Origin of the sequence: Lysobacter enzymogenes (assembly GCF_900106525.1) — a bacterium.
GTDB classification, from domain to species: Bacteria; Pseudomonadota; Gammaproteobacteria; order Xanthomonadales; family Xanthomonadaceae; genus Lysobacter; species Lysobacter enzymogenes.
In genome coordinates, this window is record NZ_FNOG01000004.1 from 187,117 (window position 1) to 213,474 (window position 26,358).

At 69.1% G+C, this 26,358-nt stretch carries 24 protein-coding genes; 20 read left to right on the forward strand and 4 right to left on the reverse strand.

Annotated elements, in window-relative coordinates; all coding sequences use genetic code 11:
* The first annotated feature begins 126 nt into the window (after positions 1 to 126).
* Together BLU84_RS11720 and BLU84_RS28605 are read left to right on the forward strand one after the other, a co-directional pair.
* A complete protein-coding gene (locus BLU84_RS11720) occupies positions 127 to 1,488 on the forward strand; it encodes an MFS transporter (protein ID WP_074867858.1) in 1,362 nt (453 codons plus the stop codon).
* A gap of 9 nt (positions 1,489 to 1,497) precedes the next feature.
* Complete coding sequence (locus BLU84_RS28605; RefSeq protein ID WP_394541505.1) at positions 1,498 to 1,548, forward strand: DUF6053 domain-containing protein; 51 nt, start codon at positions 1,498 to 1,500, stop codon at positions 1,546 to 1,548.
* Here BLU84_RS28605 and BLU84_RS28610 read toward each other — a convergent pair.
* A complete protein-coding gene (locus BLU84_RS28610) occupies positions 1,530 to 1,601 on the reverse strand; it encodes a DUF6053 domain-containing protein (RefSeq protein ID WP_425479380.1) in 72 nt (23 codons plus the stop codon). The two genes, BLU84_RS28605 and BLU84_RS28610, sit on opposite strands and share 19 nt — an antisense overlap.
* Before the next feature lie 12 nt (positions 1,602 to 1,613).
* A complete protein-coding gene (locus BLU84_RS11725; protein WP_074867008.1) occupies positions 1,614 to 2,831 on the reverse strand; it encodes a glycosyltransferase in 1,218 nt (405 codons plus the stop codon).
* Between the two features lie 251 nt (positions 2,832 to 3,082).
* Here BLU84_RS11725 and BLU84_RS11730 point away from each other — a divergent pair, with 251 nt between their 5' ends.
* The 4 genes from BLU84_RS11730 to BLU84_RS11745 all read left to right on the forward strand — a co-directional run bounded on the left by BLU84_RS11730 (position 3,083) and on the right by BLU84_RS11745 (position 8,717).
* A complete protein-coding gene (locus tag BLU84_RS11730; protein ID WP_074867010.1) occupies positions 3,083 to 4,573 on the forward strand; it encodes a phospholipase D family protein in 1,491 nt (496 codons plus the stop codon).
* Positions 4,574 to 5,080: 507 nt separating this feature from the next.
* Positions 5,081 to 6,895: an extracellular catalytic domain type 1 short-chain-length polyhydroxyalkanoate depolymerase gene (locus tag BLU84_RS27175; RefSeq protein ID WP_074867011.1), complete on the forward strand. Its 1,815-nt coding sequence runs from the start codon at positions 5,081 to 5,083 to the stop codon at positions 6,893 to 6,895.
* Between the two features lie 149 nt (positions 6,896 to 7,044).
* Positions 7,045 to 7,554, forward strand: a complete 510-nt coding sequence (locus BLU84_RS11740; protein ID WP_074867012.1) for a YgjP-like metallopeptidase domain-containing protein — start codon at positions 7,045 to 7,047, stop codon at positions 7,552 to 7,554.
* A 347-nt stretch (positions 7,555 to 7,901) separates the two neighbouring features.
* Complete coding sequence (locus BLU84_RS11745) at positions 7,902 to 8,717, forward strand: 2OG-Fe(II) oxygenase (protein WP_074867014.1); 816 nt, start codon at positions 7,902 to 7,904, stop codon at positions 8,715 to 8,717.
* A gap of 21 nt (positions 8,718 to 8,738) precedes the next feature.
* On the opposite strand, the gene BLU84_RS11750 is transcribed toward BLU84_RS11745, so the two are convergent.
* On the reverse strand, positions 8,739 to 10,019 hold the full coding sequence (locus tag BLU84_RS11750; RefSeq protein WP_074867861.1) for an MFS transporter: 1,281 nt from the start codon (positions 10,017 to 10,019) through the stop codon (positions 8,739 to 8,741).
* A gap of 141 nt (positions 10,020 to 10,160) precedes the next feature.
* On the opposite strand from BLU84_RS11750, the gene BLU84_RS11755 reads away from it, so the two are divergent.
* The 7 genes from BLU84_RS11755 (at position 10,161) to BLU84_RS11780 (ending at position 17,027) form a co-directional block, all read left to right on the forward strand.
* Positions 10,161 to 11,276, forward strand: coding sequence for an oxidoreductase (locus tag BLU84_RS11755; RefSeq protein ID WP_074867016.1), 1,116 nt, complete (start codon positions 10,161 to 10,163; stop codon positions 11,274 to 11,276).
* A gap of 40 nt (positions 11,277 to 11,316) precedes the next feature.
* Positions 11,317 to 11,535: a hypothetical protein gene (locus tag BLU84_RS26410; RefSeq protein ID WP_139174942.1), complete on the forward strand. Its 219-nt coding sequence runs from the start codon at positions 11,317 to 11,319 to the stop codon at positions 11,533 to 11,535.
* A 385-nt stretch (positions 11,536 to 11,920) separates the two neighbouring features.
* A complete protein-coding gene (locus BLU84_RS11760) occupies positions 11,921 to 12,727 on the forward strand; it encodes a hypothetical protein (RefSeq protein WP_074867018.1) in 807 nt (268 codons plus the stop codon).
* A gap of 226 nt (positions 12,728 to 12,953) precedes the next feature.
* The gene (locus tag BLU84_RS11765) at positions 12,954 to 13,817 is read left to right on the forward strand and encodes an AraC family transcriptional regulator (RefSeq protein ID WP_074867020.1); all 864 of its coding nucleotides are present in this window, start codon (positions 12,954 to 12,956) and stop codon (positions 13,815 to 13,817) included.
* Between the two features lie 247 nt (positions 13,818 to 14,064).
* Positions 14,065 to 15,222 (forward strand): carboxylate-amine ligase, encoded by a 1,158-nt coding sequence (locus tag BLU84_RS11770; RefSeq protein ID WP_074867021.1) that lies wholly within the window; start codon positions 14,065 to 14,067, stop codon positions 15,220 to 15,222.
* Between the two features lie 8 nt (positions 15,223 to 15,230).
* Complete coding sequence (locus BLU84_RS11775) at positions 15,231 to 16,025, forward strand: gamma-glutamyl-gamma-aminobutyrate hydrolase family protein (protein ID WP_074867864.1); 795 nt, start codon at positions 15,231 to 15,233, stop codon at positions 16,023 to 16,025.
* 174 nt (positions 16,026 to 16,199) lie between these two features.
* Complete coding sequence (locus tag BLU84_RS11780; RefSeq protein ID WP_074867023.1) at positions 16,200 to 17,027, forward strand: hypothetical protein; 828 nt, start codon at positions 16,200 to 16,202, stop codon at positions 17,025 to 17,027.
* 226 nt (positions 17,028 to 17,253) lie between these two features.
* On the opposite strand, the gene BLU84_RS11785 is transcribed toward BLU84_RS11780, so the two are convergent.
* Positions 17,254 to 19,335, reverse strand: a complete 2,082-nt coding sequence (locus tag BLU84_RS11785; protein WP_074867025.1) for a S8 family serine peptidase — start codon at positions 19,333 to 19,335, stop codon at positions 17,254 to 17,256.
* Between the two features lie 532 nt (positions 19,336 to 19,867).
* Between BLU84_RS11785 and BLU84_RS11790 the strand changes: the two genes are divergently transcribed.
* The 7 genes from BLU84_RS11790 (at position 19,868) to BLU84_RS11820 (ending at position 26,283) form a co-directional block, all read left to right on the forward strand.
* Entirely contained in the window at positions 19,868 to 20,638 is a 771-nt protein-coding gene (locus BLU84_RS11790) for a hypothetical protein (RefSeq protein ID WP_074867028.1), read from the forward strand.
* A gap of 50 nt (positions 20,639 to 20,688) precedes the next feature.
* On the forward strand, positions 20,689 to 21,789 hold the full coding sequence (locus BLU84_RS11795) for a TrbL/VirB6 family protein (RefSeq protein ID WP_074867030.1): 1,101 nt from the start codon (positions 20,689 to 20,691) through the stop codon (positions 21,787 to 21,789).
* A complete protein-coding gene (locus BLU84_RS11800) occupies positions 21,786 to 22,226 on the forward strand; it encodes a DUF4189 domain-containing protein (RefSeq protein ID WP_074867032.1) in 441 nt (146 codons plus the stop codon). The genes BLU84_RS11795 and BLU84_RS11800 overlap by 4 nt, the downstream gene beginning before the upstream one ends.
* 681 nt (positions 22,227 to 22,907) lie before the next feature.
* A complete protein-coding gene (locus BLU84_RS11805) occupies positions 22,908 to 23,963 on the forward strand; it encodes a TrbL/VirB6 family protein (RefSeq protein ID WP_074867034.1) in 1,056 nt (351 codons plus the stop codon).
* A gap of 44 nt (positions 23,964 to 24,007) precedes the next feature.
* On the forward strand, positions 24,008 to 24,478 hold the full coding sequence (locus BLU84_RS11810; protein ID WP_074867036.1) for a DUF4189 domain-containing protein: 471 nt from the start codon (positions 24,008 to 24,010) through the stop codon (positions 24,476 to 24,478).
* Positions 24,479 to 24,604: 126 nt separating this feature from the next.
* Positions 24,605 to 24,979, forward strand: a complete 375-nt coding sequence (locus BLU84_RS27765) for a lysozyme inhibitor LprI family protein (RefSeq protein WP_324610482.1) — start codon at positions 24,605 to 24,607, stop codon at positions 24,977 to 24,979.
* Between the two features lie 50 nt (positions 24,980 to 25,029).
* Positions 25,030 to 26,283: a peptidoglycan-binding domain-containing protein gene (locus BLU84_RS11820; protein WP_083382518.1), complete on the forward strand. Its 1,254-nt coding sequence runs from the start codon at positions 25,030 to 25,032 to the stop codon at positions 26,281 to 26,283.
* Positions 26,284 to 26,358: the final 75 nt, after the last annotated feature.

Genomic DNA, 26,358 nt, shown 5'->3' on the forward strand with positions numbered 1-26,358 from the left:
GGATCGGCCGGGGTGGGAGCGTCCGTGCGAGGCGGTGCCGGCGAACAGTTGGCGAACCCGGCGCGCAGCGTCGACACTGCGCTGCCTCACGCCGAAGAAGACGCCGGGCCCGCAGGCCCCGCCGCGATGTCCATGCAAGAAGAAAGCCTGTTCGCGCCGCGCTACCGCGGCCTCACCGCCGGCGCGGTCGCGCTGGTGGCCCTGGTCGGGTTCGAAGCCTTGGCGGTGACCACCGCGATGCCGACCGTGGCGCGCGCGCTCGACGGCCTGCCGCTGTACGCGCTGGCCTTCGCCGGCACCCTCGCCGCGAGCGTGGTCGGCATGGTCGCGGCCGGGCCCTGGGCCGATGCGCGCGGCCCGGTCGCGCCGCTGCGCCACGGCATCGCCTGGTTCGCGCTCGGCCTGATCGTGGCCGGGCTGGCGCCGGCGATGGGCTGGCTGGTCGCCGGACGGGTGATCCAGGGCTTCGGCGGCGGCCTGATCTCGGTGGCGCTGTACGTGGTGGTCGGGCGGGTCTATCCGCCGGCGCTGCGGGTCAAGATCTTCGCCGCGTTCGCCGCGGCCTGGGTGCTGCCGGCGGTGATCGGCCCGGCGATCAGCGGCGCCATCGTCGAGCACGTCGGCTGGCGCTGGGTGTTCCTGGCGGTGCCGGCGGTGGCCGCGCTGGCCGCGTGCTGGGTGCTGCCGGCGCTGCGCGGCCTGGGCCCGGTCGCGCAGGCCGAACCGCCTCGCCCCGGCGAGGCGCTGCGGCTGCCGTGGGCGCTGCTCGCCACTGCCAGCCTGCTGGCCCTGCACTACGGCGGGCAACAGCGCGGCTGGAGCGCGCTGGCGTGGCTGCTGCCGGCAGCCGTGGCGTTGTTGCTGGCTGCCTCGCGGCTGTTGCCGGCCGGTGCGCTGCGCGCCGCGCGCGGCCTGCCCACCGTGGTCTCGCTGCGCGGCATCGCCGCCGGCTCCTACTTCCTCACCGAGGCCTACATCCCGCTGCTGCTGTCGTCCGAGCGCGGCCTGTCGCCGACCTGGGCCGGCGCGGTGCTGACCCTCGGCGCGATCGGCTGGTCCACCGGTTCGTGGCTGCGCGGCCGCAGCGCCCACGCGCAGCGGCCGTGGCGCTACCTGCAGGCCGGCATGGCGATGATCGCGCTGGGCATCGCGGCGGTGGCGGCGCTGGCGCTGCTGGATGCGCCGATCTGGTTCGGCATCGGCGGCTGGATCGTGTCGGGGCTGGGCATGGGCCTGATTTACCCGACCCTGTCGGTGCTGATGCTGGAACTCTCGCCGCCGCAGGAACAGGGACGCAATTCCTCGGCGCTGCATCTGGGCGATGCGATCTACACCGCCGCCGCGCTGGCCGCGGGCGGCTCGCTGTTCGCGGCGCTGCTGACGCGCTCGCACGCGCTGGCCTATGCCTGCGGGTTCGCGATCGCGTTCGCGCTGGCGCTGGTCGGGCTGGCGCTGGCGGCGCGGGTGCGGGTCGCGCCGGCGGCTTGAAGATCGGTTGTGGGAGGGCCTTCAGGCCCGATGCTCTTGTTTCAGGTCGCTGCGATCTGAGCGAAAGGCATCGGGCCTGAAGGCCCTCCCACAACAACAGCCAAGGCCAGCACGAAGGCCGAAGCTCAGCGCGCCGTCTGCGCCTGCGTCCCGGCCGCGGCGAGCTTGCGCGGCGCCGCCTGCGCCAGGCTCTGGTACAGCGCCACCACCTGCTCCATCAGGCCCTGCGTGCTCCAGCCGCGCGCGTCCTGCGGCCCGGCGGCGGACAACTGCGCGCGCAGTTCCGGCGAGCGCAGCACCTGCGCCACGTGCGCGGCGAAGTCCTCGATGTTTTCCTCGCTGATCACCGCGCTGCGCGCATCGCGCAGCACCGTCGCGGTGCCCATCACCGCGGTGGAGACGATCGGCACGCCCAGCGCCATGGCCTCGATCAGCACCAGACCCTGGGTCTCGGTCGGCGAGGCGAACACGAAGGCGTCGCCGGCTCGGTAGGCGTCGAGCAGGGTCGTGCGCCGGTCGAGGTTGCCGAAGAAGCGCACGTTGGCGTCCAGGCCGTACTCCTTCGACAAACGCTTGAGCCGCTCAGCGTCCGGGCCTTCGCCGGCGATGATGAACATCAGATCGGGGAAGTCCACGACCAGCCGGCGCGCCACCTGCAGCAGGAAGGCGATGTTCTTCTCCACCGCCAACCGGCTGACCGTCACCAGGGTCGGCCGCGCCGCATCGATGCCGTGCTCGGCGCGGAAGCGCGCACCGTCGCCGTGGGCGAACTCGCTCAGGTCGATGCCGGTCGGCAGCACGGTCGAGGGCGTGCTGATGCCGTAGCGGTCCAGCACCTCGACCATCTGCGCGGTCGGCACGATCAGGTGATCGACGCCGTGGCAGAGCATGCGCGAGAGCCGCCGCGCCACCAGCCGCAGCAGCCCCACCGGCGCCCAGGGCAGGTAGTGGCCGATGTATTCCTCGAAATAGGTGTGATAGGTCTCCACCGTCGGCCGGCCGGTCAGTTCGGCCAGGCTCACCCCCAGGCGGTGGGCTCGAAACGGGGTATGAATATGGATCACGTCCCAGTGCCGCTGGGCCAGTTGCGGCAGCAGCCGGCGCGCTTCGGGGGCGCGGATCAGGCGGTCTTCGGGATCGAAGAAGATCACCCTTGCCGGCAGCCGCAGGATTTCGAACTCGTCGCTGTGGTGCAGTTCCTGGCCGCTGCCGGGGCCGTAGTCCGGCGCCACCAGGGTGACCGCGTGGCCCATGCGCGCCAGCGACTGGGCGAAGGTGCGGATCGAGGTCGACACCCCGTTGACCCGCGGGAAGTACACGTCCGAGAGCATCAGGATGTTCATCCTGCCAGCCTAGAGAGCGTGGATGACCGATTTGTGTCCTGGGGCGCCCTCAGCCCAACCTGCACCCCGGCCCGAACGCAGAGCGTTCGGGCGTTCGGCGCTGCGCGAGCCGATGGCTCGCAAGCGCAGCCCCTCACCCCGCCTGCGGGAGAGGGGTTGGGGTGAGGGGCCCGCCACGCCCCGCAAACCCGCAAGGTTGCACAACCCGCCCGCTGTCCCGACCATGGCTAACCGCCCAGTCCGCAGTACCGATGTCCGCCTCGTCCGATCCCCACACCGCTCCCGCCTCCACCTTCCGCCGCAAGCTGCGCTGGCTGCTCGCGCTGTGCCTGCTGGCCTGGGTCGCCAGCGGCGTCTACCACGTCTACAAGCCGCTGCCCGCCGGCATCGGCGTCGCCGGCCCGCTGCGCAGCGCGCGCGACGTCGCCCTGCTCACCGACATCACCTGGACCGACCCGCAAGGCGCGCGCCACAGCGACCAGCACGTGTTCGACGAAGCGCTGCGCCTGATCGGCCAGGCCCGCCGCGCGATCGTCGCCGACCAGTTCCTGTTCAACGATTTCGGCAGCGAGAACGCTGGCCCGGCGCACTACCGCAAGCTCAGCCAGGAACTCACCGACGCGCTGATCGCGCGCAAGCGCGCGGTGCCCGCGCTGACCGTGGTGCTGATCACCGACCCGATCAACACCGTCTACGGCGGCCGCGCCTCGCCGCATCTCGACGCGCTGCGCGCAGCTGGCGTGGAGGTCGTGGTCACCGACCTCGCCCGCCTGCGCACGCCGAACCCGGCCTGGTCGGGCCTGTGGCAGTTGTGCTGCCGCTGGGCCGGCAACGCCAGCGACGGCGGCTGGCTGCCCAATCCGCTCGGCTCCGGCAAGGTCGGCCTGCGCAGTTGGCTGGCGCTGCTGAATCTCAACGCCAACCACCGCAAGACCTTGGTCGTCGACGACGGCCAGGACTGGACCGCGCTGGTCGCCTCGGCCAATCCGCACGACGCCAGCAGCCTGCACGGCAACGTCGCCCTACGCTTCAGCGGCGCCGCCGCGCTCGACCTGCTGGCCAGCGAGCGCGCGGTGGCAGCGCTGTCGGGCGCAGCGTGGCCGCGCGCGCTGCCGGCTTCGGTTCCGCGCGAGAGCATCGTCGACACCACCAGCGCGCCGCGCGTGCAGGTGCTGACCGAAGGCCGGATCCGCGACGCCCTGCTCGCCGCGGTCGACGACGCCCGCGGCGGCGACCGGCTCGATATCGCGGTGTTCTATTTCTCCCATCGCCGCCTGGTCGACGCGGTGACCGCCGCGCACAAGCGCGGGGTCAGCGTGCGGGTACTGCTGGACCCGAACGAGGACGCATTCGGCCGCAAGAAGAACGGCGTGCCCAACCGTCAGGTCGCCGCCGAACTGGCCGCCGCCGGCGTGCCGCTGCGCTGGTGCGACACCCACGGCGAGCAATGCCACGCCAAGCTGCTGCTGCGCAGCGGCAGCGACGGCAAGATCGAACTGATCGCCGGCTCGGCCAACTACACCCGCCGCAACCTCGACGACTACAACCTGGAATCCAGCGCGCGCGTGGTCGCGCTCGAGGACGCGCCGGTGGCGCGGCAGGCGCAGACGTACTTCGAGCAGAGCTGGAGCAACAGCGGCGGCCGCACGATCAGCACCGACTACGCCCGATACGCCGACGACTCGACCCTGCGCAAGATCTGGTACCGCATCGCCGAAGCCAGCGGCCTGTCCAGCTTCTGACCCGGCCCACCCGAAGCCCCTTGTAGGAGCGACGCAAGTCGCGACCGCGACAACGCAACTGCGACGCGAGTCTCGACGTAGTTGGGTTATCGCAGTCGCGGCTCGCGCCGCTCCTACAGTCGTACTGCCCGGCCAAGCACGCCGATCCGGCCGCTACCGCGAATCGACCCGAAGCCCCTGTAGGAGCGACGCAAGTCGCGAACGTTTTGCTTCGGCGTAGTTGCGTTGCCGCGGTCGCGACTCGCGTCGCTCCTACAGGGCTTGCGTAATCGACCCGAAGCCCCTGTAGGAGCGACGCAAGTCGCGACCGCGGCAACGCAGCTGCGACGCAAGCTTCGGCGTAGTTGCGTTGCCGCGGTCGCGACTCGCGTCGCTCCTACAGGGAGATTCCGTCGCCGAACAGCCGATGCTGCGCCGCAGCTTGCCCCATCGGACGATGGCGCCGCGCGCGCCGCGGCGCTTCACTGCCGCCACGCCGGAGCCGGTTCCGGCCTGGGGAAGCGCCGCATGTCCGCCGTCCGCTCGCTGCACCGGTCCGCGCCCCGCGCGGCCCGCTGGCTGTCGCTGTCCGTCCTGCTCGCCGGCGTCTGCTGCGCCGCGCCCGCCTTCGCCTCCAGTGAAGTCGCCGGCTTCGGCAGCAACCCCGGCAACCTGCGCATGTTCGCCTACGTGCCGCCGAACCTGCCCGCCGACGCGCCGCTGGTGGTGGCGCTGCACGGCTGCTCGCAGAGCGCGGCCAGCTACGACAACGAAACCGGCTGGGAGATGCTGGCCCAGCGCTGGCGCTTCGCCGTGCTGCTGCCGCAACAGCAAAGCGCCAACAATTCCAGCGCCTGCTTCAACTGGTTCGAAACCGCCGACACCACCCGCGGCCAGGGCGAGGCGCTATCGGTCAAGCAGATGATCGACCGAATGCGCGCCGACCACGCCGTCTCCGCCAGCCGGGTCTACGTCACCGGCCTGTCCGCCGGCGGCGCGATGGCGGCCGCGTTGCTGGCGACCTATCCGGACGTGTTCGCCGGCGGCGCCATCGTCGCCGGTATTCCGTACCGCTGCGCGACCTCGTCCAGCGCCGCGTTCTCGTGCATGTCGCCGGGCAGCGACCTGACCCCACAGCAATGGGGCGACAAGGTGCGCGCGGCCAGCGCCCACACCGGGCCGTGGCCGATCGTGTCGCTGTGGCAGGGCGACGCCGATTACCTGGTGCGGCCGATCAACCAGAGCGAACTGATGCAGCAGTGGACCAACGTCCACGGCATCGACCAGACGCCCGACGTGCAGGACAACCTCGCCGGCGTGCCGCACAAGGTCTATCGCGACGCCGCCGGCCGCGCCCGGGTCGAGACCTACACCGTCGCCGGCATGGGCCACGGCGTGCCGGTCGATCCGGGCAGCGGCGAAACCCAGTGCGGCGCCGCCGGCGCCTACATCCTCGACGTCAACATCTGCTCGAGCTACTACATCGCGCGCTTCTGGGGCCTGGACGATCTCGACCCCAACCCGCCGCAGGTCGCGCTGACCGCGCCGGCCGACGGCGCCCAGGTCAGCGGCACGGTGACGCTGGCCGCGCAGGCCAGCGACGATGTCGGCGTGGAGCGGGTCGAGTTCCTGCTCGATGGCGCCCTGCTCGGCAGCGATGCCAGCGCGCCGTATTCGCTGCCATGGAACAGCGCCAACGCCGGCAACGGCGCGCACACGCTGCAGGCGCGGGCGTTCGATCTGGCCGGCAACAGCGCCTCGTCGGCGGCGATCGCGGTGCAGGTCAGCGGCGGCGGCAGCGCGCCGCTGACGATGGAGTTCGACAACGAAGACGGCAACGACGGTTACGTCAAGGCCAACGCCGACGGCAGCGCCGCCGCGATCGGCACGCTGGAGGCGACCTACGGCCTGGCCAGCGGCCGCGGCGCCGACGGCAAGCACAACCGCAGCGTGCTGTCGTTCGACACCTCGGCCCTGCCCGACGGCGCGCAGATCCTCGCCGCCACGCTCAGCGTCGGCTTCGGCAGCGCCTACGGCGACCCGTGGAGCCAGCCGGCCGGCAACCGCCTGCTGATCGACGCGCGCCGCGGCTGCTTCGGCGGCTGCGCGATCGAGGCCGGCGACTACGCCGCCGCGGCCGACGCCAGCGCGGTCGCCGAGCTGGCCCGTTTCAGCGGCGGCCGGCAGACTTCCAGCGCGTTCGACGCCGCCGGCCTGGCGGCGATCGACCGCACCGGCCGCACCCAGCTGCGCCTGCGCTTCGAACAACCGCCCGCGGCGACGAACTACCTGTGGATCGAGCGCGGGGCGAGCGCGAAGCTGCGGGTCGAGTACCGGCCATGACCGCATCGCCGGCTGCGGGAAGGCCTTGAGCCAGGAGCGAACGCGCAGGAGTGAGGAATGAGCGAAAGCAAGCGCCACAGCGGGCTTTTCTCGCTCCTCGCTCCTAACTCCTAGCTCCTAGCTCCTAGCTCCTAAGGTATCGTGCGCGCATGGACCCGCTCCGCTACCTGCGCGGCTACCCGCCGCACGTACTGACCCAAGTGCAGTCGCTGATCGACGCCGGCAAGCTCGGCGAGATCCTGCGCAAGCGCTACGACCACGGCAGCCATGCCGTGCGCGACGACAAGGCCTTGTTCGCCTACGTGGTGGGGCTCAAGGACCGCTACATGCGCAAGGCCGAGCCGCTCAACAAGGTGATCTACGACAACAAGCTGCACGTGGTCAGCCACGCCCTGGGCACCCACACCGCGATCTCGCGCGTGCAAGGCGGCAAGCTCAAGGCCGCGCGCGAGATCCGCATCGCCACCTTGTTCCGCGACGCGCCGGCGCCGTTCCTGGAAATGATCGCGGTGCACGAGCTGGCCCACCTCAAGCACCGCGAGCACGACAAGGGCTTCTACCAGCTGTGCGCGCACATGAGCCCGGACTACCATCAGCTCGAATTCGACCTGCGCCTGTACCTGACCGCGCAGGAGATCGAATCCGCCGGCGCGCGCTGAGACCCGCGCAGTTCGGCGCCGGCCACGACTGCGATGTTGTAACCGCGGCTAAACCGCTGGCATGCCCGGTCCGCGGCGCCTGCCCCGAACCGCGTCGAGCGGATCGCGCCCGCGGCCGCAGCCGCGGCCGGAGCACCGTTGCGGCGCGCAACCCAAGCCTTGCCCGGCTGCGCAGCCACGGCCGTCGAAGGCCTCAAGGCCTAGCGCCGGCAACGCCGCAGCCGCCCTGAACCAGCACAAACTACAGTCTCGATACACAACGCCCGCGGCCCGGCCGTTCCGGCGCCGACGCCGGCCGTCCGCTAACGGTTAGAATCTGCGGCTTCCGTCGCACCTCAGCTCACGCCATGGACCGCATCGAGATCGGCCGCCTGATCGAACAACGCCTCATCGCCCAAGCCGCCGACATGCAGGCGCAGTGGCGCGGGCATGCGTCGATCCGCCATTGCTTCGTCGACGATCTGCTGCCGCCGGAACTGGCCCAGCGCATCCACGCGGCGTTTCCGCCGCCGGCGAGCATGATGCTGCGCAAGAACCTGCGCGAGCTCAAATACGTGTCGGCGCAGATGGACCGGCACGATCGGCTGCTGGAGGAAATCGTGTTCGCGTTCCAGCAGCCGGGCGTGCTCGAACAAGTGCGCGCGATCACCGGGCTGCGCTCGCTGTATCCGGACGAACACCTCTACGCCGGCGGCATTTCGGTCATGGGCCACGGCCACTTCCTCAATCCGCACCTGGACAATTCGCACGACAAGGACCGCGAGCGCTATCGCGTGCTGAACCTGCTGTACTACGTCTCGCCGGACTGGAGCGAAACCGACGGCGCCAACCTGGAGCTGTGGCCGCACGGCCCGCAGGGCGAGCCGATCACCGTGGTCAGCCGCTTCAACCGGCTCGCGTTGATGGTGACCGACCGGACCTCGTGGCATTCGGTCTCGGCCAACCGCAGCGAGCGTCCGCGCTGCTGCGTGTCGAACTACTACTTTTCCGATCACCCGGTCGGCGACGCCGACTATTTCCATCCGACCTCGTTCCGCGGCCGCCCCGAGCAGCGCGTGCGCGACCTGGCGCTGCGCGCGGACGCGTCCTTGCGCGGCTGGGTGCGCAAGCTGTTCCCCAAGGGCCTGCGCGCGACCCGCCACGTCTACCGCCGCGACCGCTGACGCGCATCGCGGCCGCCGCGCTCATCCCGCCGCTTCGTCCTCGCGCATCATCAACAACGCGATCAAGGTCAACGCGCCGGCCGCGGCGAGGTAATAGCCGACATAGGCCAGGCCGTAGCTCTGGGCCAGGAACATCGCGATCGACGGCGCCAGCGAGGCGCCGAGGATGCCGGCGAAGTTGAACGCCAGCGAGGCGCCGGTGTAGCGCACCGCGGTGGGGAACATCTCGGCCAGGATCGTGCCCAGCGGCCCGTAGGTCAGCCCCATCACGCCCAGCCCCAGGCTCAGGAACGCGAACACGCCCCACGGGTTCGCGGCCACGAACAATTGCTCGAAGAACGCGCCGAACAGCATCACCGCCAGGGTCGAGACGATCATCGCGATGCGCCGGCCCTTGCGGTCGGCGAACACCGCCGACAGCGGAATCATCGCGGCGAAGAACAGCACGCTGCCCAGCTGCAGCAGCAGGAACTGATGGCGGGTGTAGCCCAGGTGGGCGGTGCCCCAGCCCAGCGCGAACACCGTCATCAGGTAGAACAGCACGAACGTCGCCAGCGCGCAGAAGGTGCCGGCGATCAGCGCGCCGGGATGCTTGAGCAGCACGCTCAGCATCGGCACCTTGACCCGCTCGTGATGGTCCATGGCCTTGCGGAACGCCGGCGTCTCGCTGATGCGCAGGCGCACCCACAGGCCGACGAACACCAGCGCCGCGCTGGCCAGGAACGGGATGCGCCAGCCCCAGGCGAAGAAGGCCTTGTCGCCCATCAGATCGGTCAGCAGCAGGAAGATGCCGGTCGACAGGAAGAAGCCGATCGGCGCGCCCAACTGCGGGAACATGCCGTACCAGGCGCGCTTGCCCGGCGGTGCGTTCTCGGTCGCCAGCAGCACCGCCCCGCCCCACTCGCCGCCCAGGCCCAGGCCCTGGCCGAAGCGGCACAGCGCCAGCGCGATCGGCGCCAGGATGCCGATGCTGTGATAAGTCGGCAGCAGGCCGATGACCACCGTCGACAGGCCCATGGTCAGCAGCGCCGCCACCAGCGTGGCCTTGCGCCCGACCCGGTCGCCGAAGTGGCCGAACAGCGCCGCGCCGACCGGGCGGGCGAAGAACGCCAGCGCGAACGCGGCCAGCGATTGCAGCTGCGCGGTGTTGGGATCGGCCGAGGGGAAGAACAGCTGCGGGAACACCAGCACCGCGGCGGTGGCGTAGATGTAGAAATCGAAGAACTCGATGGTGGTGCCGATCAGGCTCGCGAACAGGACCCGCGAGGGAGAATTGACCGTGGCCTGGGCGGCTGCGCTCATCGGCATGTCCGGATTGGGGGGAGGTGGTGCATTGATACCCGATCCCGGGCCGGTTCGGCAAAGACCGGATGGTCGTAGCCGCTGGCCGCGCGCGGCGCGATCCGGCAAGGTGGGCCGTCCCCCGAACCGACCCTCGCCGCCATGAGCGAAACCGCCCCTCTCCGCGTCGCCCTGATCGGCTACGGCTTCGCCGGCAAGACCTTTCATGCGCCCTTGATCGCGGCCACGCCGGGGCTGGAGCTGGCGCTGATCGGCTCCAGCGACGCGGCCAAGGTCGGCGCCGATTTCCCCGCCGCCGCGGTCGTCGCCGACCCGCTGCAGGCCGCGGTCGATCCGCGCGCGGACCTGATCGTCATCGCCACGCCCAACCACAGCCACGCCCCGCTCGCGCGCGCCGCATTGGCCGCCGGCAAGCACGTGGTCGTGGACAAACCCTTCACCCTGGATCTGGCGCAGGCGCGCGAACTGGCCGCGCTGGCGCAGCGCCACGGCCGGCTGCTGTCGGTGTTCCAGAACCGGCGCTGGGACAGCGATTACCTTGGGGTGAAGCAGGCCATCGAATCCGGCCGGCTCGGCGCGATCGCGCACTTCGAATCGCATATCGACCGCTTCCGCCCGCAGGTGCGCGAACGCTGGCGCGAGCAGGCCGGCCCCGGCACCGGGGTGTGGTGGGATCTGGGCCCGCATCTGGCCGACCAGGCGCTGCAGTTGTTCGGCCTGCCCGAGCGCGTATTCGCCAGCCTGGCGGTGCAGCGCGACGGCGCGGTGGTCGCCGACTGGGCGCATGTGGTGCTGGAATATCCGCGCCTGCGCGCGATCCTGCACGCCGGCATGCTCGCCGCCGGCGGCGCCCGGCGTTTCGTGGTCCACGGCGACGCCGGCAGCGTGGTCAAAGTGCAGGCCGATCCGCAGGAAGCGCAGTTGCTGGCCGGCCTGATCCCGGGCGCGCCCGGCTGGGGCGAGGATTCCGATCCGCTGCAGTGGTTCGGCCCGGCCGAAGCCAGGCACTGGCCGACCCCGGCCGGCGACCAGCGCCGCTTCTACGCCGCGGTGCGCGACGCCGTCGCCGGCCGCGCCGACAACCCGGTGCCGCCGGAGCAGGCGGTGGCGCTGATGGCGGTGCTGGAAGCGGCGGCCGAATCGGCCGCGCAAGGCCGCGCGCTGCCGCTGGCCCTGAGCCAGAGCGAACGCGAAGCAGCCGACGAGGCGCGGCTGCGGCGCGCTCACCTTCGCTCATTCTCGCTCGCGCAATCCTGAGCGCTGCGCGCGTTCGCACGCGGCCGCAGCGCGTCGTCGCATGCGCGGCTTCGAATACGCATCGGTACTGGGCGCAATCGAAAACGCGATTCCAACGCGGAAAACAATTCGCGCGCGGCCGATGCGCGCGAGCATGAACGACGCGGCCACCGATCACGCCCGCAGGCCAACCGCACGCACACGCCCGCTGCGCGCGCGCATCGAATTGCAAGCGCGGCGCAACTCGCAAGCGCGCTTCGCGCACATGCCCAGCGCCTAATCCATCGCAGATCGGCAAAGCGGAACTAAGCCCGGCGGCTAATGCGCGAAACATCAAGGATTCGCCGGCACCGGCTTTCCTACTCTGTGCGCGCTCCAACCGAGCGGCGCCGGCATTCCCTGGCATGGCGCCGCGACGCAACGGATGCGCGCTTACACCCCGGCCCCGCGCGGGCCGTTGTTCAGTTGCGCCAGGCCCGGCCCCGGCCGGATCCGCGCCATGCAGCAGTTGCGGCGAGGCCACGGCCGCGCCGCGCCACAGGGGAGTCATCGGCGGCCTCGTCCATCGCCAACGCTGCGGCGCGCCTGCGCCGACGGCGGCGCGTGCGCGCGGCGCCGATGCGACGCAACTCCATCCCTACACCTCCACCGAGCAGGTACTCATCATGAATCAGCGCATCCTCCGCTCCGTCCGCCTGAGCGCCCTCGCCTGCGCCCTGGGCCTGTCCTTCGTCGCCACCCAAGCCAGCGCGCAGAGCGCGGAAGTGGTGTCGGCCGGGGCCAAGGCCTGCGCGCTCAGCGGCGGCGTCACCGTCACCGTGCTGGGCCTCAACACCACCCTGCCGCTGCCGTGCACCGGCCAGGCCCAGGTCACCGCCCCGGGCAACAAGGAGAACAGCGCGCTCGGCCTCGACATCGGCCTGCTCGGCCTGGTCAGCGTGGTCAAGCTCGACGTCGCCCGCCAGCGCGCCGACTACACCAACCTCAGCGGCGCCACCGCGCTGGACGGCCGCTCCAGCGTCGCCGGCCTGAGCCTGGTGCAGAACCTGGTCGCGCTGGAAGGCGCCAGCGGCGCGCTGTCGTGCGACTCGCTGACCGGCAGCACCGTGCTGCAGTGCCAGGCCAGCGCCGACGTCGCCAACGTGCGCATCGCCGGCGGCAACGTCATCACCGTGCCGACGCCGCTGCCGCAGAACTTCCGCGTGCCGGTCGGCGGCAGCATCCGCCTGGTGGTGCTCGGCATCACCGTGGAAGTGCCGGTCGGCGGCGCGCTGACCCTCAACAGCGTCGCCACCGCCGGCGTCGGCAGCCGCGACGTCAGCGTGACCCACAAGCCGGTCCAGCTGACCCTGGGCGGCAGCGTCAACGTCGGCGGCCTGGGCCTGATCGGCGTGCAGGTGGAAGCCGCCGCGACCCCGTCGACGATCAACGTGCGCGGCCGCACGCCGTTCACCGCGGTGACGGTGGACTGAGCCTCGCGCTAACGCCCGTGCACAGCGCCCCGCGTCGGCGACGACGCGGGGCGCTGCGTTTTTACTGCCCCGCAACGCGGCGATGCGGTGCGACCCGGCGCCCACCCGCCGCCCGCGTTCGCCAGCGCAAACCCGCTATCCTCCCGCCCGTCGCGCCGCAACTGCGCAACCTCGATCAATTCCGCGCCGGCATCCTGGCGCGGCACGACGACGACGGAGCAACGCCTTGGTCCGCAGCACCACCTTCGAGCAGTACAGCGCCCGCATCGAGAAAGTGGTGGCGTTCCTGGCCCAGCGCCTGGACCAGCCGCTGACCCTGGCGCAATTGGCCGAAGCCGGCCATTTCTCGCCCTATCACTTCCACCGCGTCTATCGCGGCCTGATGGGCGAGACCATCGCCAGCACCCAGCGCCGGCTGCGCCTGCACCGCGCCGCGCACGAACTGCTGCACAGCCCGCACAGCATCGCGCGCATCGCCCAGCGCGCCGGTTACGCCAGCGTCGCCGCCTTCACCCGCGCGTTCGGCGCCGCCTACGAGCAGACTCCGGCGGCGTTCCGCAAGCGTCGTGCCGCCCCGCCCGCGCTGACCCGCGCGGACTTCGACCCGACCCTGGAGAGCCTCATGTACACCGCGCAGATTTCCACCCTCGCCCCCGTCCGCGCCGTCGCCGCGCCGCACCGCGGCGACTACAACGGCATCGGCGCCGTGTTCGAACGCCTGTATGGCTGGGCCGGCGCCGCCGGCCTGCTCGGCGCGCAACCGGTGCGCGCGTTCGGCATCTACTACGACAGCCCCAACGACACGCCGGCCGAGCAATTGCGCTCGGACGCCTGCCTGGCGGTGCCGGCCAACACCGCGCCGGGCGCGGACATGCGCTGGGTCGAGATCGCCGGCGGCCGCCACGCCGTGGTCGTGCACACCGGCCCCTACAGCGAACTGCAGCGCGCCTACGACTGGCTGTTCTGCCAATGGCTGCCGGCCAGCGGCGAAGAAGCCGGCGACGCGCCGGTGTACGAGGAATACCTCAACGACAGCCACAGCCTGCCGCCGGAACAATGGCGCACCGCGATCTGCCTGCCGCTGAAGTAAGCCATCCGCAGCCCCTGTAGGAGCGGCGCGAGCCGCGACCGCGACAACACAGCTACGGCGCGGCTTTCGTCGCAGTTGCGTTGTCGCGGTCGCGGCTCGCGCCGCTCCTACAGGAACCGCCCCAATCGCGCCGCGCTCACGGATGCGATTGAAGCCCTCGCACCGCTTCAACGGATTCTTAGCGTTCATCGCGTTAAGTTTCCCCCATGAAGAACCCGACCCGTCCGCAGTCCCGGGATCGCCTGCGATGAGCGCGCAGTGCGATTACAGCTTCGGCATCGAGGAAGAGTTCTTCCTCGTGCGCCCGCACAGCCGCCTGCTCGCCGCGCAAGTGCCCGCGCGGCTGCTCAAGCGCGCCCGCGCCGAGTTCGGCGACAGCATCGAGAGCGAGCTGCTGCAGGCGCAGATCGAGATCGCCTCGCCGGTGCAATGCGACCTCGGCCAGGCCCGCCGCCAGCTCGGCGAACTGCGCCGCGGCCTGGGCGCGCTCGCGCACGAGCACGGCCTGGCGCTGCTGGCCGCCGGCACCCATCCGCTCGGCCAATGGCGCGAGCAGGCGCAGACCGACAAGCCGCGCTATCGGCAACTGGTCGAGGACTTCCAGATCGTCGCCCGCCGCAGCCAGGTCTGCGGCCTGCACGTGCACGTGCAACTGCCCGACGGCATCGACCGGGTGCAGGCGATGAACCGGGCGATGCCGTGGCTGCCGCTGCTGCTGGCGCTGTCGACCTCCTCGCCGTTCTGGGACCGCTGGAACAGCGGGCTGATGAGCTACCGCCAGGCGATGTACGACGAATGGCCGCGGACCGGCATTCCCGATTTCTTCGCTGGCGAAGCCGAGTACGACGCCTTCGCCCAGGTGCTGGTGCGCGCCGGCGCGATCGCCGACGCCAGCTCGCTGTGGTGGGCGATCCGGCCTTCGCCGAACTTCCCCACGGTCGAGCTGCGCATCGCCGACGCCTGCACCCATCTGGACGACAGCATCGCCATCGCCGCGCTGTTCCGCTGCCTGATGCGCCACATCGTCCGCCACCCGGCGCCGGCGCCGCCGTGCGACGCGGCCACGCGCCGGCTCATCGACGAGAACCGCTGGCGGGCCAAACGCTCGGGCCTGCAGGCCGAATTCCTCGACGCCCACGGCCGGCTCGAACCGGCGCTGGCGCAGTTGCAGCGCCTGCGCGCGCTGATCGCGCAAGACGCCGCTGCGCTCGGCTGCGCCGACGCGCTCGCGCACCTGGACGTGCTCGCCGCGCGCGGCACCAGCGCGCACGCGCAACTGGCGATCTATCGCGAACAACGCCAGGCAGGCGCCAGCCGCAACACCGCGCTCAAGGCGGTGGTCGACTGGCTGCTGCACGCCACCGTGCCCGCCGAAACGCCGGCCCACGCCACCGCTGCCCACTGATGCCCGCCATGCCCACGACTGCCCGCAAACTGCTGATCGGCCTGTCCCCGCGCCTGATGCGCAACCTGCCGCCGGAATACGGCTTCCGCAACAAGACCCTGCAATACCTCGAGCAATCGATGGCGCACTGGGTCATGAGCGGCGGCGCGCTGGTGGTGATGATCCCCACCGTCGACGCCGAAGGCGCGGTGCAGGCCACCGACCTGTCGGTGCGCGACTACGCCGGCGGGCTCGATGGCCTGATCCTGCAAGGCGGCGCCGACATCGACCCGGTCGCCTACGGCGAGCGCCCGAGCGAATTGCTGATGACCACCGACCCGGACCGCGACCGCTTCGAACTGAGCCTGCTGCGCGCCTTCGTCGAGGTCGGCAAGCCAGTGCTGGGCGTGTGCCGCGGCATGCAGCTGATCAACGTCGCCCACGGCGGCAGCCTGTACCAGGACCTGGTCGGCGCCGGCGCCACCCGCGCCGAGCACTACATCCCGGCCCAGTACGACGAACACAAGCACGCCCTGCGCCTGCGCGAGGACGGCTGGCTGGCGGCGCTGTATCCGCAAGTGGCGCAGCCGCAGGTCAACTCGATCCATCACCAGGGCATCAAGCGCATCGGCGCGGACCTGCAAGCCGAGGCATGGTCGGAAGACGGCATCGTCGAATGCGTGCGCGGCCGCGGCGACGGCTTCGTGGTTGGGGTGCAATGGCACCCGGAATTCCACGACCACCGTTTTCCCGAACTGCTGCCAGGGCGGCCGCTGTTGATGGCGTTCATCGAGGCCGCGCGCGATCGTGCCGCGTCGTCGTGAACGCGATCGGCGACGGGCCAGTGCCCGCGATGGGCTAACGACCGCCGCGAGCCAATGCTTGCTCTGCGCCAGCGACTGCTCTGAGCCAATGCCCGCTGTGAACTTATGCGATTGCCGGCGCCTCGCCGGCCGCCGTATCGTTCGAGCAGACCGCATCGCACAAGGACTGCCCGCATGAATTCCGCGCCCCGCCTACCCTCCTTCGCTGCGGCCGCGACCGCCGCACTGCTGGCCGCCGCGGGCCTGAGCGCGTGCAAGCGCGAAGCCGCGCCGGCACCCGCGACGTCAACGCCGCAACCCTCCGCCGCGCCCGCCGACGACGACCCCGCCGCGCTCCAGCGCGCCGCCGACTCGCTGATGAAGCAACAGTACGGCGACGCCTTCGACGCCACCCAACGCTGCTGGAAATTCGCCGCCCGCTTCGACGGCGGCCAGGGCGGCAACGACTACTGCATGCGCGCGGCCGAGCCGCAGCTGATCGAACTGCAAGGCCAGCGCCGGCTCTACCTCGCCGCCGCCAGCGTCGCCGACGCGCCGGCGTACTCCTACGGCCACGCCGAACCCGGCCTGATGGGCGCCTTCGTGCTCGGCCCCGACTCCCGCGGCGGTTGGACCCTGCTGGCCGGCGACAAACAGCTCGCGCTCGGCAGCTCCGGCAATTGCGGCTGCCAGGACGCGCAACTGGTGCGCATCGGCGCCGGCACCATGGCCTGGAAGTTCGCCAGCGGCGGCGTCTGGCAAGGCACGGTGGTGTCCTACTACAGCCTGATCGCGCCGCTCGACGGCAAGATCGCTGAACTCAGCGCGATCCCGCAGATCACCGAGGACGATCAGGACAGCGAATACAGCATCGCGATTGACGACAGCGACACCGCCAAGGCGATGTTTCCACTGCGCGTGACCAAGCGCTCCAACGCGCCGGGCAGCCAGGACGCGCACAGCGAGCAGGTGGTCGAGTTCGATCCGGTCAAGCGCACCTACGCGTTGCCCGAAACGAAGTAAGCACGACGGAAATCTGCACAGGCAGTTACGTCGTCATTGCATTGGCGCGGTCGCGGCTCGCGCCGCTCCTACAGGGGGGCTGCGTCCCCACCTAGGCTACCTGTAGGAGCGGCGCAAGCCGCGACCGCGCCACCGCACATACGACGCGACCACCCGCCAAAAGACGAGGGCGGCCAAAGCCGCCCTCGCCTATTCCGCAACGCCGCTCACGCAGCGCCCGCAGCGCTCAACTCGCCACGCAGTTGTAGCAAACCAACGCAAAATCCTGATCGGTGTCGTCGCCCGAATTCGGCAAGCCGTTGGAGTTGATGTCGGTCGCGCGCACCTCGATGGTGAACGCGCCGCCGCCGTGCTGCGCCGGCTGCAGGAACACGCCCTCGTTGTTGTTGCGCGCATCCGCTGCGCCGCCGGCGGCCGACCAGCCGCTGGCGCTGAACACGTTGCCTAGGAAGGTGCTGGCGCCCGAGCTCACGCGCAGGTCGAGGTTGTTGTTCCAGGCCGGCGTGGTGCCGCCCAGGCCGTGGCCGGGCGCGTCGGTCCACACCAGCATGATCCGCACCGGCTTGCTCGCATCCGCCGCGCGATAGCTGCGGGTCCAGTTCTCACCGCTGTTGTTGAAGATGTGGGTCTGGTCGATGTACTGCACCGTCTGCGCCGGCTTGATCACCGGATCGATCAGCATCCGGCCCCAGCCCTGCTTGCTGTCCGGCGCGGTCGTCAGGGTGCCGCCGTCGGCGTCGAGCTTGCCGACCAGGTTCAACGACACCGCCGTGAACGCGGCGCGGGTCAGGGCCGGGCTCGGCGTGGCGCCGGCGAACTTGTTGCGGTAGTACTGCGTGAACAAGGCGCTGGCGCCGGCGACCTGCGGCGAGGCCATGCTGGTGCCGCACATCAGGCCGTGGCCGGTGGCGCTGTTGGCCGAATCGATCGAACAGCCCGGCGCGACGATGCCCGGGATGCGCCGGCCGTCCAGCGCCGGCCCGTGCGCGCTGTTGCTGGACAGGTCGTTGATCGCGGCGATCTGCACCGTCGCCGAGCTCTGGCCCTTGGTCGAGCCGACGGTGAAGGTGTTCTTGGCCTCGTCCGGCGAGCCCTGGCTCTGGGTGCCGCCGTTGCCGTTCATGAACGACAGCACGTAGTTGAGCGGCTGGTCGCCCGGCGCGCTCGGATCGGCGTCGCGCACGCCGACGTCGACCTGGCGGGTATCGCCGTCGTAGCCGCGCGGCGAACCGGCCGGCCCCCAGCTGTTGCCGGAGATGGTCGCGTTGTTGCGCACCGACTGGGTCATCAGCAGCAACATGCCGCCGGGCTGGGTGAAGAACGGCGAATACACCTGCTCGACCAGCTTCGCGCCCGGGGCGACGCCGAGCCCGCGCAGGAAGCTGCCGGTGGACGCGGTCGCGCGCACGTTGGACGCGCCGTCGCCGGCCATGATCGCCGCGGTGTGGGTGCCGTGCGCGCTGCTGGCCGAACCGCCGCAAGTGGTGCCGGTGCAGGTGGTCATGCGCGCGGCCAGATCCGGATGGGTCTGATGGATGCCGCCGTCGACGTTGGCCATGATCACGCCGGTGCCGTTCACGCCGGCGCCGCTGAGATAGCTCAGGTAACCCGGCACCGCCAGATTGCTGGCGTTGACGTTGCCGGCGTTGATCTGCCCGCTGATCTCGCCGCGCAGGCCGCCGTCGGTGGGCACGCTCTGCACGCTGTACACGCCCGGCGCCTGCGCCAGCAGCGCGATCTGGTCGGCGGCCACGCGCACAGTCTGGCTCTGCAGCGTGCGGTCGACGATCTGCGCGCCCAGGCCGGCGTCGGCGGCGCCGATCTTGCTCAAGGTCGCGGCCACGCCGGCGCTGCCGCGGCGGCTCACCACGCGCACGTCGAGCGGACCGGCGTTCTTCGCGCCAGCGGCCTGGCGCAGTTGCGGCAGCACTTTGTAGGCCGGCAGGAAATCGCCGCTCCAGCGCACTTCGCGCTGCCCGGCCACGCGCGCCAGCGCATCGCGCTTGCCCCACACGATGTAGGTGTACGGATGCAGGTACTGCACCGGCTCCAGCCCCTTGCTGCGCAACTCGTCGAGCCAGGCCTGGCGCACCGGCCCCTGGAACTGCACCAGGCGCCAATCCTCGCCGTCGGCGCGGGCGCGGCCCCACACGCTGGCGGCCTGCACCGGTTGCTGCTTGAGCGGATCGAAGCGCAAGCCGCCCAGATCCAATTGATAGTTGGCGGCCGGCTGTGCCTGTGCGGCGGCCAGCGAGGAAGACACAGCCAGGGCCACGGCCAGCGCCGTGAGCGTGATGCGACGGTTCATGCGGTCATCTCCAGAAAAAGTTCGGCCGTCGCCGTCCGTGCGGACGGCGTGGGAGGGGAATCGATCGTGGATACACCGGACAGCGGCGTCCCGGCTGCCTGCGTCGCGGGAACGCTCAAGCGACACTGCGCGCGCGCGTTCGGCGCGTCCATGCCCAGGCGAACGCGGCGCAGATAAGGCTCTTGCTGGCGATCACAGAACCTCGAAGTGACGCGAGCCCGATGCCTGCGGCAGCGGCGGAACAGGGATTTTTCGCACGGTCGTTCAGCGATTCAGGCTGCGCCGCCGCGTGATTGCGGCTTCGTCGATTCCACTTTTTCTGCGCCTGAATCAGACATCGAAAACTGGACATGCGCATCCAGCGCGCAACCTGAATATTCGCGACGCACATCGCATCAGGAAAACATCCTCACGATTGCATCCACGGCGAAAAATTACGTTGCGTTCCGCGTTTTGGTGGGATTTGATTCGCTCGCGAACGCGCGATCCGACCGCGCCTCGAACGCAGCCCCTCGAACAAGGAAGCTCGGCAATGACCTCATACTCTTCCGTTTCCCGCCACACCCAACCGCGCGCGCGCATCGTCACCGTACTGGCAACGGGCGTGTTTCTTTGCGGCCAATGGTTCGCTCCCGCGGCACATGCGCAACTCGTGGTCAGCGACCCTCTCAATTTCGGCGTAGCCATCAAGGACTTCATCGAAAAAGTCACCGTCTACGGCAAAGAGGCCGCGCGCTGGAAACAGCAGTACGACCACTACACGCAACAGCTGATCAGGATTCAGCAGTTGCAACTGGCGCAATCCAACATGCGCGACGACTTCCCCGAACGCGACCCCGCCTACGGCATGGAAGACATCTGCCCCGGCGCTAAACGCGAAGGCCTGGCCGGCGCGATGAGCGCGTTCAATCCGCAATTGGACTCCGACCTCATCGCCGAACAGCGCCGCCTGTGCCAGCGCATGGTCCTGGCCGACAACGCCAAGTACAACGAATCGGTGCGCATGCTCAAGCAGCTGATCCAGCGCAACCGCGAGTTCTCTCAGGTCGAAGGCCAGCGCGGCCAGGTCGGCGACAGCCAGGGCAAGCTCGCCGCCAACGACAACGAAACCCAGCGCTTCATGGTCCGCACCCGCATGGACCTCGATTACTGGCAGGCGCGGATGAAGGCCTACGACGACTACATCGTCGCGTTGCAGAAAGACCAGGCTCGGCTGGCGCGGCGCGCGCTGGAGGGCAAACGCCAGGGCGGCGTCGGCCAAGTGATCCAAAGCGAAGCTATCAAGGGCGCGCTCTCATTCTGATCGGATCGGCTTAGCGCCAGGACTTAATTCGCCGCACTCAAGGATTGAACATGCAACTGATCACCGCATTATCCGACTGGCTTATTCCGCAGGTTCAAGGCATCGGCGACTACGTCTACTTCAAGCTCATCAGCGCATACTTCGATCACAAGATCAGCCAGTTCGGCCTCGGACTGATGAAGCGAACGATGGCCTGGGCCAGTCAGATCGCGCTCGTCCTGTCGACCCTGTGGATCCTGTTGTCCGGGTATCGCATCGTTACTGGCCAGTCACGCGAGCCGATGATGGGATTGATCGTCAACGCGGCCCGCGTGACATTCATCGTGGCATTGGCCACCACCATGTCATTCGGTGGCGCCAGCCTGCACAGCTTCTTCACCAAAGACCTGGACCGAGAGATCCACGAACTTTTTACCGACGATAGCGGCTCCAGCGCCGACGCCATCGACAAGAACCTCGCCTACATGCAGATCGCCATGAGCGCGATCGATGTCGTGCAGATTCCCGACGACAATGTGAAGCTCCAGAAGGAAAAGGAACGCGCCCTTCTTTTCGCCGGCGTCGGAACTGCTGCACCCCCGATGGTGGCCGGAGCCATGCTGCTGCTCTATAAATTCACGCTCGCCATGTTCATCGGTCTTGGACCGATTTTCATCCTGTGCTTGATGTTCGACCAGACCAAGGACTTGTTCAGGAAATGGTTGTTGTACGGGATAGGAAACCTGTTCTCGATGGCCATGCTCAGCGTAGTAGTGTCGATGACCATGGAATTGATGGCCAAGATCGCAGTGGTTCTATGGGTGGCGAAGGCTACAAAAATCATGGGCACAGCCACTGAAGGCCTAACCACGCAAGCCATGCAGCAAGGCGGGATCGGCCTTTTGATGACGACAGTAATCGTTACGGTGCCGCCGGCCGCCGCGATGTTCTTTCAAGGTACTGCGGCCAGTTTCAACTACAACACCGCATTCGGCAGCGCGTCAAAAAGCCAAGCACAGAATCCGACCGACAGAAGCGACGGCAATTCTCGTGGATTTGCAGGAAGCAACGGCGAGCCCACCCGGCAGCAGCATGGCGTTCCAATCAACTCGCAATCAGGAAATGCCGACAGAATCAAAACGCACGATGAAGTAAAGAGGGGGCAGCCATGAAGACGACGACCGCACTCCTGCTGATTCTCATCATTCTCATGCCGGGAAATTCCGCCGCCTGCACCATGGTGTACGGGAACGGCTGGCAAGGCTGCGCCGAAACACCCGAGCGAGAACCGGTATGGCACGACAGATGGGGAGCCGTAGCGACCGACGGATCCACGGGCGCGTTCGGTGCGGCGGACACCGTATCCGGGAGAGACAACGCCGTAAAGAAAGCGATCAAGCAGTGCACGAAAAACAAAGGCAAAAACTGCGAGATCAGACTGATCTATAGAAACGAGTGCGCGAGCATGGTTTCGGGAAAGGAATGGGACTTTTTTCAGAGCGCCCCGACCACGGAAGATGCCGAATCGATAGCGATGCGTAGATGCCAAGGTAAGGACATCGATTGCAACGTCGTGTACACACGCTGCAGTCACGGATTCAGCACGTAATTGCTCTGCCCAGGCGAAGCCGCTTTACGACCCTACAAAAGAACCGATGCGAGCCGGATGCGTGCAGTTCCAGAAGCCGATCCGCGCCCGTGCTTACCTGTCCCCACTAGGGAACCTCTGAACAATTCATAGGTTCCGCGTGCCAAGGATGGCGCGCACGCAAAGCAGGCACGCAAGTACTGTTCGACACGCCCCATTCGGCACCGCCAGCCCACCGATGGTCGCCGGCGCGATGCTGCTGCTCCCTTGGCAGCGCACACTCGAGTCTTTCACGCTCTTGCGCTTCCCTAGCGGCAGTCGCCTGTTCCCACGCGTACCGCGCTGACCACCTCCCACATCGCCGCTGACGCGCCGACGGGCGATCCGAACCATCGCCCTCATCCCTCCGGCGGCTACGGCCTCGCGTGCACCGCCGATGCGCGCCGCAGCTACGCGCCGCCACGCATATGTGCCGTCCTTGCACATCATCGCCAAAACACAGCCGTTCTGATGGCACCGTCGCCGCGCCACCTCGGACGCAACTAAAAGTTGCCTCTTGATTTCGCCGAAGTTGCGGGTTTAATTGCACCGCATAAAGCAATCTGAATTCGCATTATCAACACCTCAAAGGGTGCGATTCGAATTCACCCGGATCGCACGACGGCGCGGCGCGCCGGACGGCTCGGCTCAACGGACGGACCCATGCACTCGATCGCGATATCGCTGGACTGGCTGATCCCGCACGCCCAAGGCGTCGGCGACTACGTGTTCTTCAAGCTGGTCAACGAGTACTTCAATCACGAGATCGATCATTTCGGCCTCGCGCTGATGCGGCGCGCGATGGCCTGGGCCGCGGGCATCGCCCAGGTGCTGGTCACGCTGTGGCTGCTGATCGCCGGCTACCGCATGGTCACCGGCCAGTCGCGCGAACCGATGATGGGCCTGGTGGCCGGCGGCGCGCGGGTGGCCTTCATTGTCGCCATCGCCACCAGCATGTCGTTCGCCGGCACCGACCTGCATCGCTTCTTCACCCAGGATCTGGATCGCGAGATCCATTCGCTGTTCACCGATCAGGACGGCTCCAGCGCCGACGCCATCGACCGCAACCTCGCCTACATGCAGATCGCGCTCAACGCGATCGACGCGGTGCAGGTGCCCGACGGCGACGAAGCGCTGCAGGCGCGCAAGCAACAGGCCCTGCTGTTCGCCGGGCTGGGCACCGCCGGCCCGCCGATGGTCGCCGGCGCGATGCTGCTGCTCTACAAGTTCACCCTCGCCTTGTTCATCGGCCTCGGCCCGTTGTTCGTGCTGTGCCTGATCTTCGATCAGACCAAGGAACTGTTCCGCAAGTGGCTGATGTACGGCCTGGGCACGCTGTTCTCGATGGCGACGCTGAGCGTGGTCACGGCGATGACGATGAAGTTGCTGGCCAAAGTCGCGGTGGCGCTCTGGCTGTCGAAGGTCACCGGGCTGCTCGGCGACGCCGGCGAGGGCTTGACCACGCAGGCGATGCAGCAGGGTGGTATCGGCCTGCTGATGTCGGTGTTGTTGGTGAGCGTGCCGCCGGCGGCGGCGATGTTTTTCCAGGGCACGCTGGGCGGTTTCAACCCTATATCGCAGTTGGGCGGACGGTCGCCGTCGGATTCCGGCTCGCGCGGCGGCGATGGATACGACCCACGCGCGAGCCGGTTCGACCAACGAGAAGGCGTGCGATCCGAGTCGCATTCCATCCCTCCGCGGGGCGGCGCTCCACGTTGAAACCCCGGCTCGGCCGCAACAGGAGAATCGAAATGAGATGGCCCTTGTTCCCGCAGGCACTCGCCGCAGGCGCGCTGACGATCCTCGCGCTGACCAGGCCCGCGTTCGCTGAAGGCGCTTGCCCAGCCGGTTATTACCAGAACAGCCCGAGCGGATACGGATACATCGGCTGCGCGCCGATCCCGGAGCAGCCTCCGCCGGTGCGGATGATATTGCGCTGGGGCGCAGTCGCCGGCGACGACGACGGCCATTGGGGCATGTCCGAATCTCGCCGCTTTCGCCTGCAAGCCACGCGCGAAGCGCTCAAGCGATGTCGCGAAAGCGGCGGCAAAGGCTGCCGGTTGGCTCAGGTGTATGGCGACAGTTGCGTAGCCATCGCCAGCGACAGCAATACCGCTTCCGTGTTGGCGCGCCAGACCCGTGAAGAGGCGGTGGCTGCCGCGCTCAAGGATTGCGCAGGCTACGCGCGAGGCGGCGAATGCGCGATCAAGTACAGCGCGTGCAGCGAACTCTGACGCCGGGTCGCATCCGCGCGGCCGGCCGCCGAGCCGGCGCCCCCTGCCGAGACAATACCCATGAAACGTTCCGACTTCTCTGCGCTGCTCCTTGTCGTTCTCGCCTGCGTTTGCGCGAGCGCCTGCATCGCCGACGCCCGCCCCCCCACGCACGCACGGGCCGAAGCTGCGCGCACCACTGCGCCAAGACCGCAATACCAGCGCTGTCTTGACGCCAGCGGCGGCGTCACGCCCACGATGCAGGACTGCATCGATACCGAATACGCCTATCAGGACCGGCGCCTCAATCAGGTCTACCGCCGCTTGATCGCGAGCCTGCCCAAGGCCGAGGCCGCGCGTCTGCGCGAACGCCAACGCGCCTGGATCGGCCAGCGCGACCGCGACTGCGATCCCGGCGCGGCGCCCGGCCAGGGCCAGTTGCTCGGCGCCGACGGCTGTCGGGTGCGCAAGACCGCCGAGCGCGCCGCGCAGTTGCAGACGCAGCTCGATCGCGCGCGCTGAGCGCCGCTGCGCCCGCAGTTCAACCACAACGCCACACAGGAGCACCCACGATGACCAAGGACTGGACGCTCGGCAGCACCTCCGAGCGCTACGAAACCGGCGGCCGCGGCGCGGCGACGATCTCCACCGGCCACGGCGATCACGGCGGCGTGTCCTACGGCGCCTATCAACTGTCCTCGCGCGCCGGGACGCTGCGCGAGTACTTGCAGCAATCCAAATACGGCGAGCAGTTCGCCGGCCTGACTCCGGCCACGCCGGCGTTCAACGCCAAATGGAAGGAACTCGCGCGCAGCGATCCGGGCTTCGCCGCCGACCAGCACGACTACATCCGCAGCAGCCATTACGAAGCCGAGCGCGACCGGCTCAAGGCCCGCGGCATCGACCTCAGCGAGCGCGGCCCGGCGGTGCAGGACGCGCTGTGGAGCACATCGGTGCAACTGCGCGCGCTGACGCCCGCGATCGTCGAGAAGGGGCTCAAGCAGAAGTTCGGCCCGGACTATGCGCTGGAGCGATTGTCCGACCGCGACATCGTCGAAGCGATCCAGGATTACAAGATCGAGCACAACCGGCGTTTGTTCCGCAGCTCGCCGGAGTCCTGGACAGGCCTGCTCAATCGCGCCCGCCACGAGAAAGAGGATCTGGTCGCGCTGGCCGAAGGGCGCGAGCCGGTGCGCGGCGAGAAATCGCGGGCGCCAGTGTCGGCCGAAGTCGAACGCGCCCAGACCGCGCTCAACGCGCTCGGCATCGGCGACCGCGACGGACAGCCGCTGGAGGTCGACGGCCGCCTCGGCGCGCGCAGCCGCGAGGCCGTGAAAGCGTTCCAGCAAGCGCACGAGCTGGATCCGGACGGCCGCTTGAATCCGCGCACGCTGCAGGCGCTGGACGCGGCACTCGCCCAGCACGCGGCGGAGGCGCATGGCCCGCGCATCGACGAGCGCGACCATCGCGATCATGCACTGTACCTGCAGGCCGCGGCCGGACTGGAGAAACTCGGCGGCGATTTCGCCCGTCGCGAAACGCTGGAACGCGCCGCGGCGACGATGGCCTACGAAGCGCGCATCGGCGGCTTGCAGCGCATCGACCATATCGTGCCCAGCGCCGACGGACGCCGGCTGTTCGCGGTCGAAGGCGATCCGCTCGACCCTTCGCACCGGCGCGCGGTCGCCGACAAGGCGCAAGCCGTCGCGCAGACGCTGCAGGAGACCACGCGCGCGCTGGAGCAGGACGCGCCTGCGCGAGCGCCCTCGCCGCCGACGGCGCCGCAACCACTCGCGCCGACGCAGGCCGCACCCGTACCGCTGTGAACGCGTGGGCAAGTCCGCTTCAACCCTGACGCGACCCTGCGCGGCACCGGCGCAACACGCACCGCCGGCACCGGC

Excerpts from the sequence above, each read along its gene's own strand:
- BLU84_RS11795 (WP_074867030.1), top strand. The coding sequence starts at position 20,689 with ATGCAACTGATCACCGCATTATCCGACTGGCTTATTCCGCAGGTTCAA.
- BLU84_RS26410 (WP_139174942.1), top strand. The coding sequence starts at position 11,317 with ATGCGCGGCTTCGAATACGCATCGGTACTGGGCGCAATCGAAAACGCG.
- BLU84_RS11745 (WP_074867014.1), top strand. The coding sequence starts at position 7,902 with ATGGACCGCATCGAGATCGGCCGCCTGATCGAACAACGCCTCATCGCC.
- BLU84_RS27175 (WP_074867011.1), top strand. The coding sequence starts at position 5,081 with ATGTCCGCCGTCCGCTCGCTGCACCGGTCCGCGCCCCGCGCGGCCCGC.
- BLU84_RS11730 (WP_074867010.1), top strand. The coding sequence starts at position 3,083 with ATGTCCGCCTCGTCCGATCCCCACACCGCTCCCGCCTCCACCTTCCGC.
- BLU84_RS11780 (WP_074867023.1), top strand. The coding sequence starts at position 16,200 with ATGAATTCCGCGCCCCGCCTACCCTCCTTCGCTGCGGCCGCGACCGCC.
- BLU84_RS11770 (WP_074867021.1), top strand. The coding sequence starts at position 14,065 with ATGAGCGCGCAGTGCGATTACAGCTTCGGCATCGAGGAAGAGTTCTTC.
- BLU84_RS11790 (WP_074867028.1), top strand. The coding sequence starts at position 19,868 with ATGACCTCATACTCTTCCGTTTCCCGCCACACCCAACCGCGCGCGCGC.
- BLU84_RS11725 (WP_074867008.1), bottom strand. The coding sequence starts at position 2,831 with ATGAACATCCTGATGCTCTCGGACGTGTACTTCCCGCGGGTCAACGGG.
- BLU84_RS11785 (WP_074867025.1), bottom strand. The coding sequence starts at position 19,335 with ATGAACCGTCGCATCACGCTCACGGCGCTGGCCGTGGCCCTGGCTGTG.
- BLU84_RS11820 (WP_083382518.1), top strand. The coding sequence starts at position 25,030 with ATGACCAAGGACTGGACGCTCGGCAGCACCTCCGAGCGCTACGAAACC.
- BLU84_RS11720 (WP_074867858.1), top strand. The coding sequence starts at position 127 with ATGTCCATGCAAGAAGAAAGCCTGTTCGCGCCGCGCTACCGCGGCCTC.
- BLU84_RS11775 (WP_074867864.1), top strand. The coding sequence starts at position 15,231 with ATGCCCACGACTGCCCGCAAACTGCTGATCGGCCTGTCCCCGCGCCTG.
- BLU84_RS11800 (WP_074867032.1), top strand. The coding sequence starts at position 21,786 with ATGAAGACGACGACCGCACTCCTGCTGATTCTCATCATTCTCATGCCG.
- BLU84_RS11805 (WP_074867034.1), top strand. The coding sequence starts at position 22,908 with ATGCACTCGATCGCGATATCGCTGGACTGGCTGATCCCGCACGCCCAA.
- BLU84_RS11740 (WP_074867012.1), top strand. The coding sequence starts at position 7,045 with ATGGACCCGCTCCGCTACCTGCGCGGCTACCCGCCGCACGTACTGACC.
- BLU84_RS11760 (WP_074867018.1), top strand. The coding sequence starts at position 11,921 with ATGAATCAGCGCATCCTCCGCTCCGTCCGCCTGAGCGCCCTCGCCTGC.
- BLU84_RS11755 (WP_074867016.1), top strand. The coding sequence starts at position 10,161 with ATGAGCGAAACCGCCCCTCTCCGCGTCGCCCTGATCGGCTACGGCTTC.
- BLU84_RS11750 (WP_074867861.1), bottom strand. The coding sequence starts at position 10,019 with ATGAGCGCAGCCGCCCAGGCCACGGTCAATTCTCCCTCGCGGGTCCTG.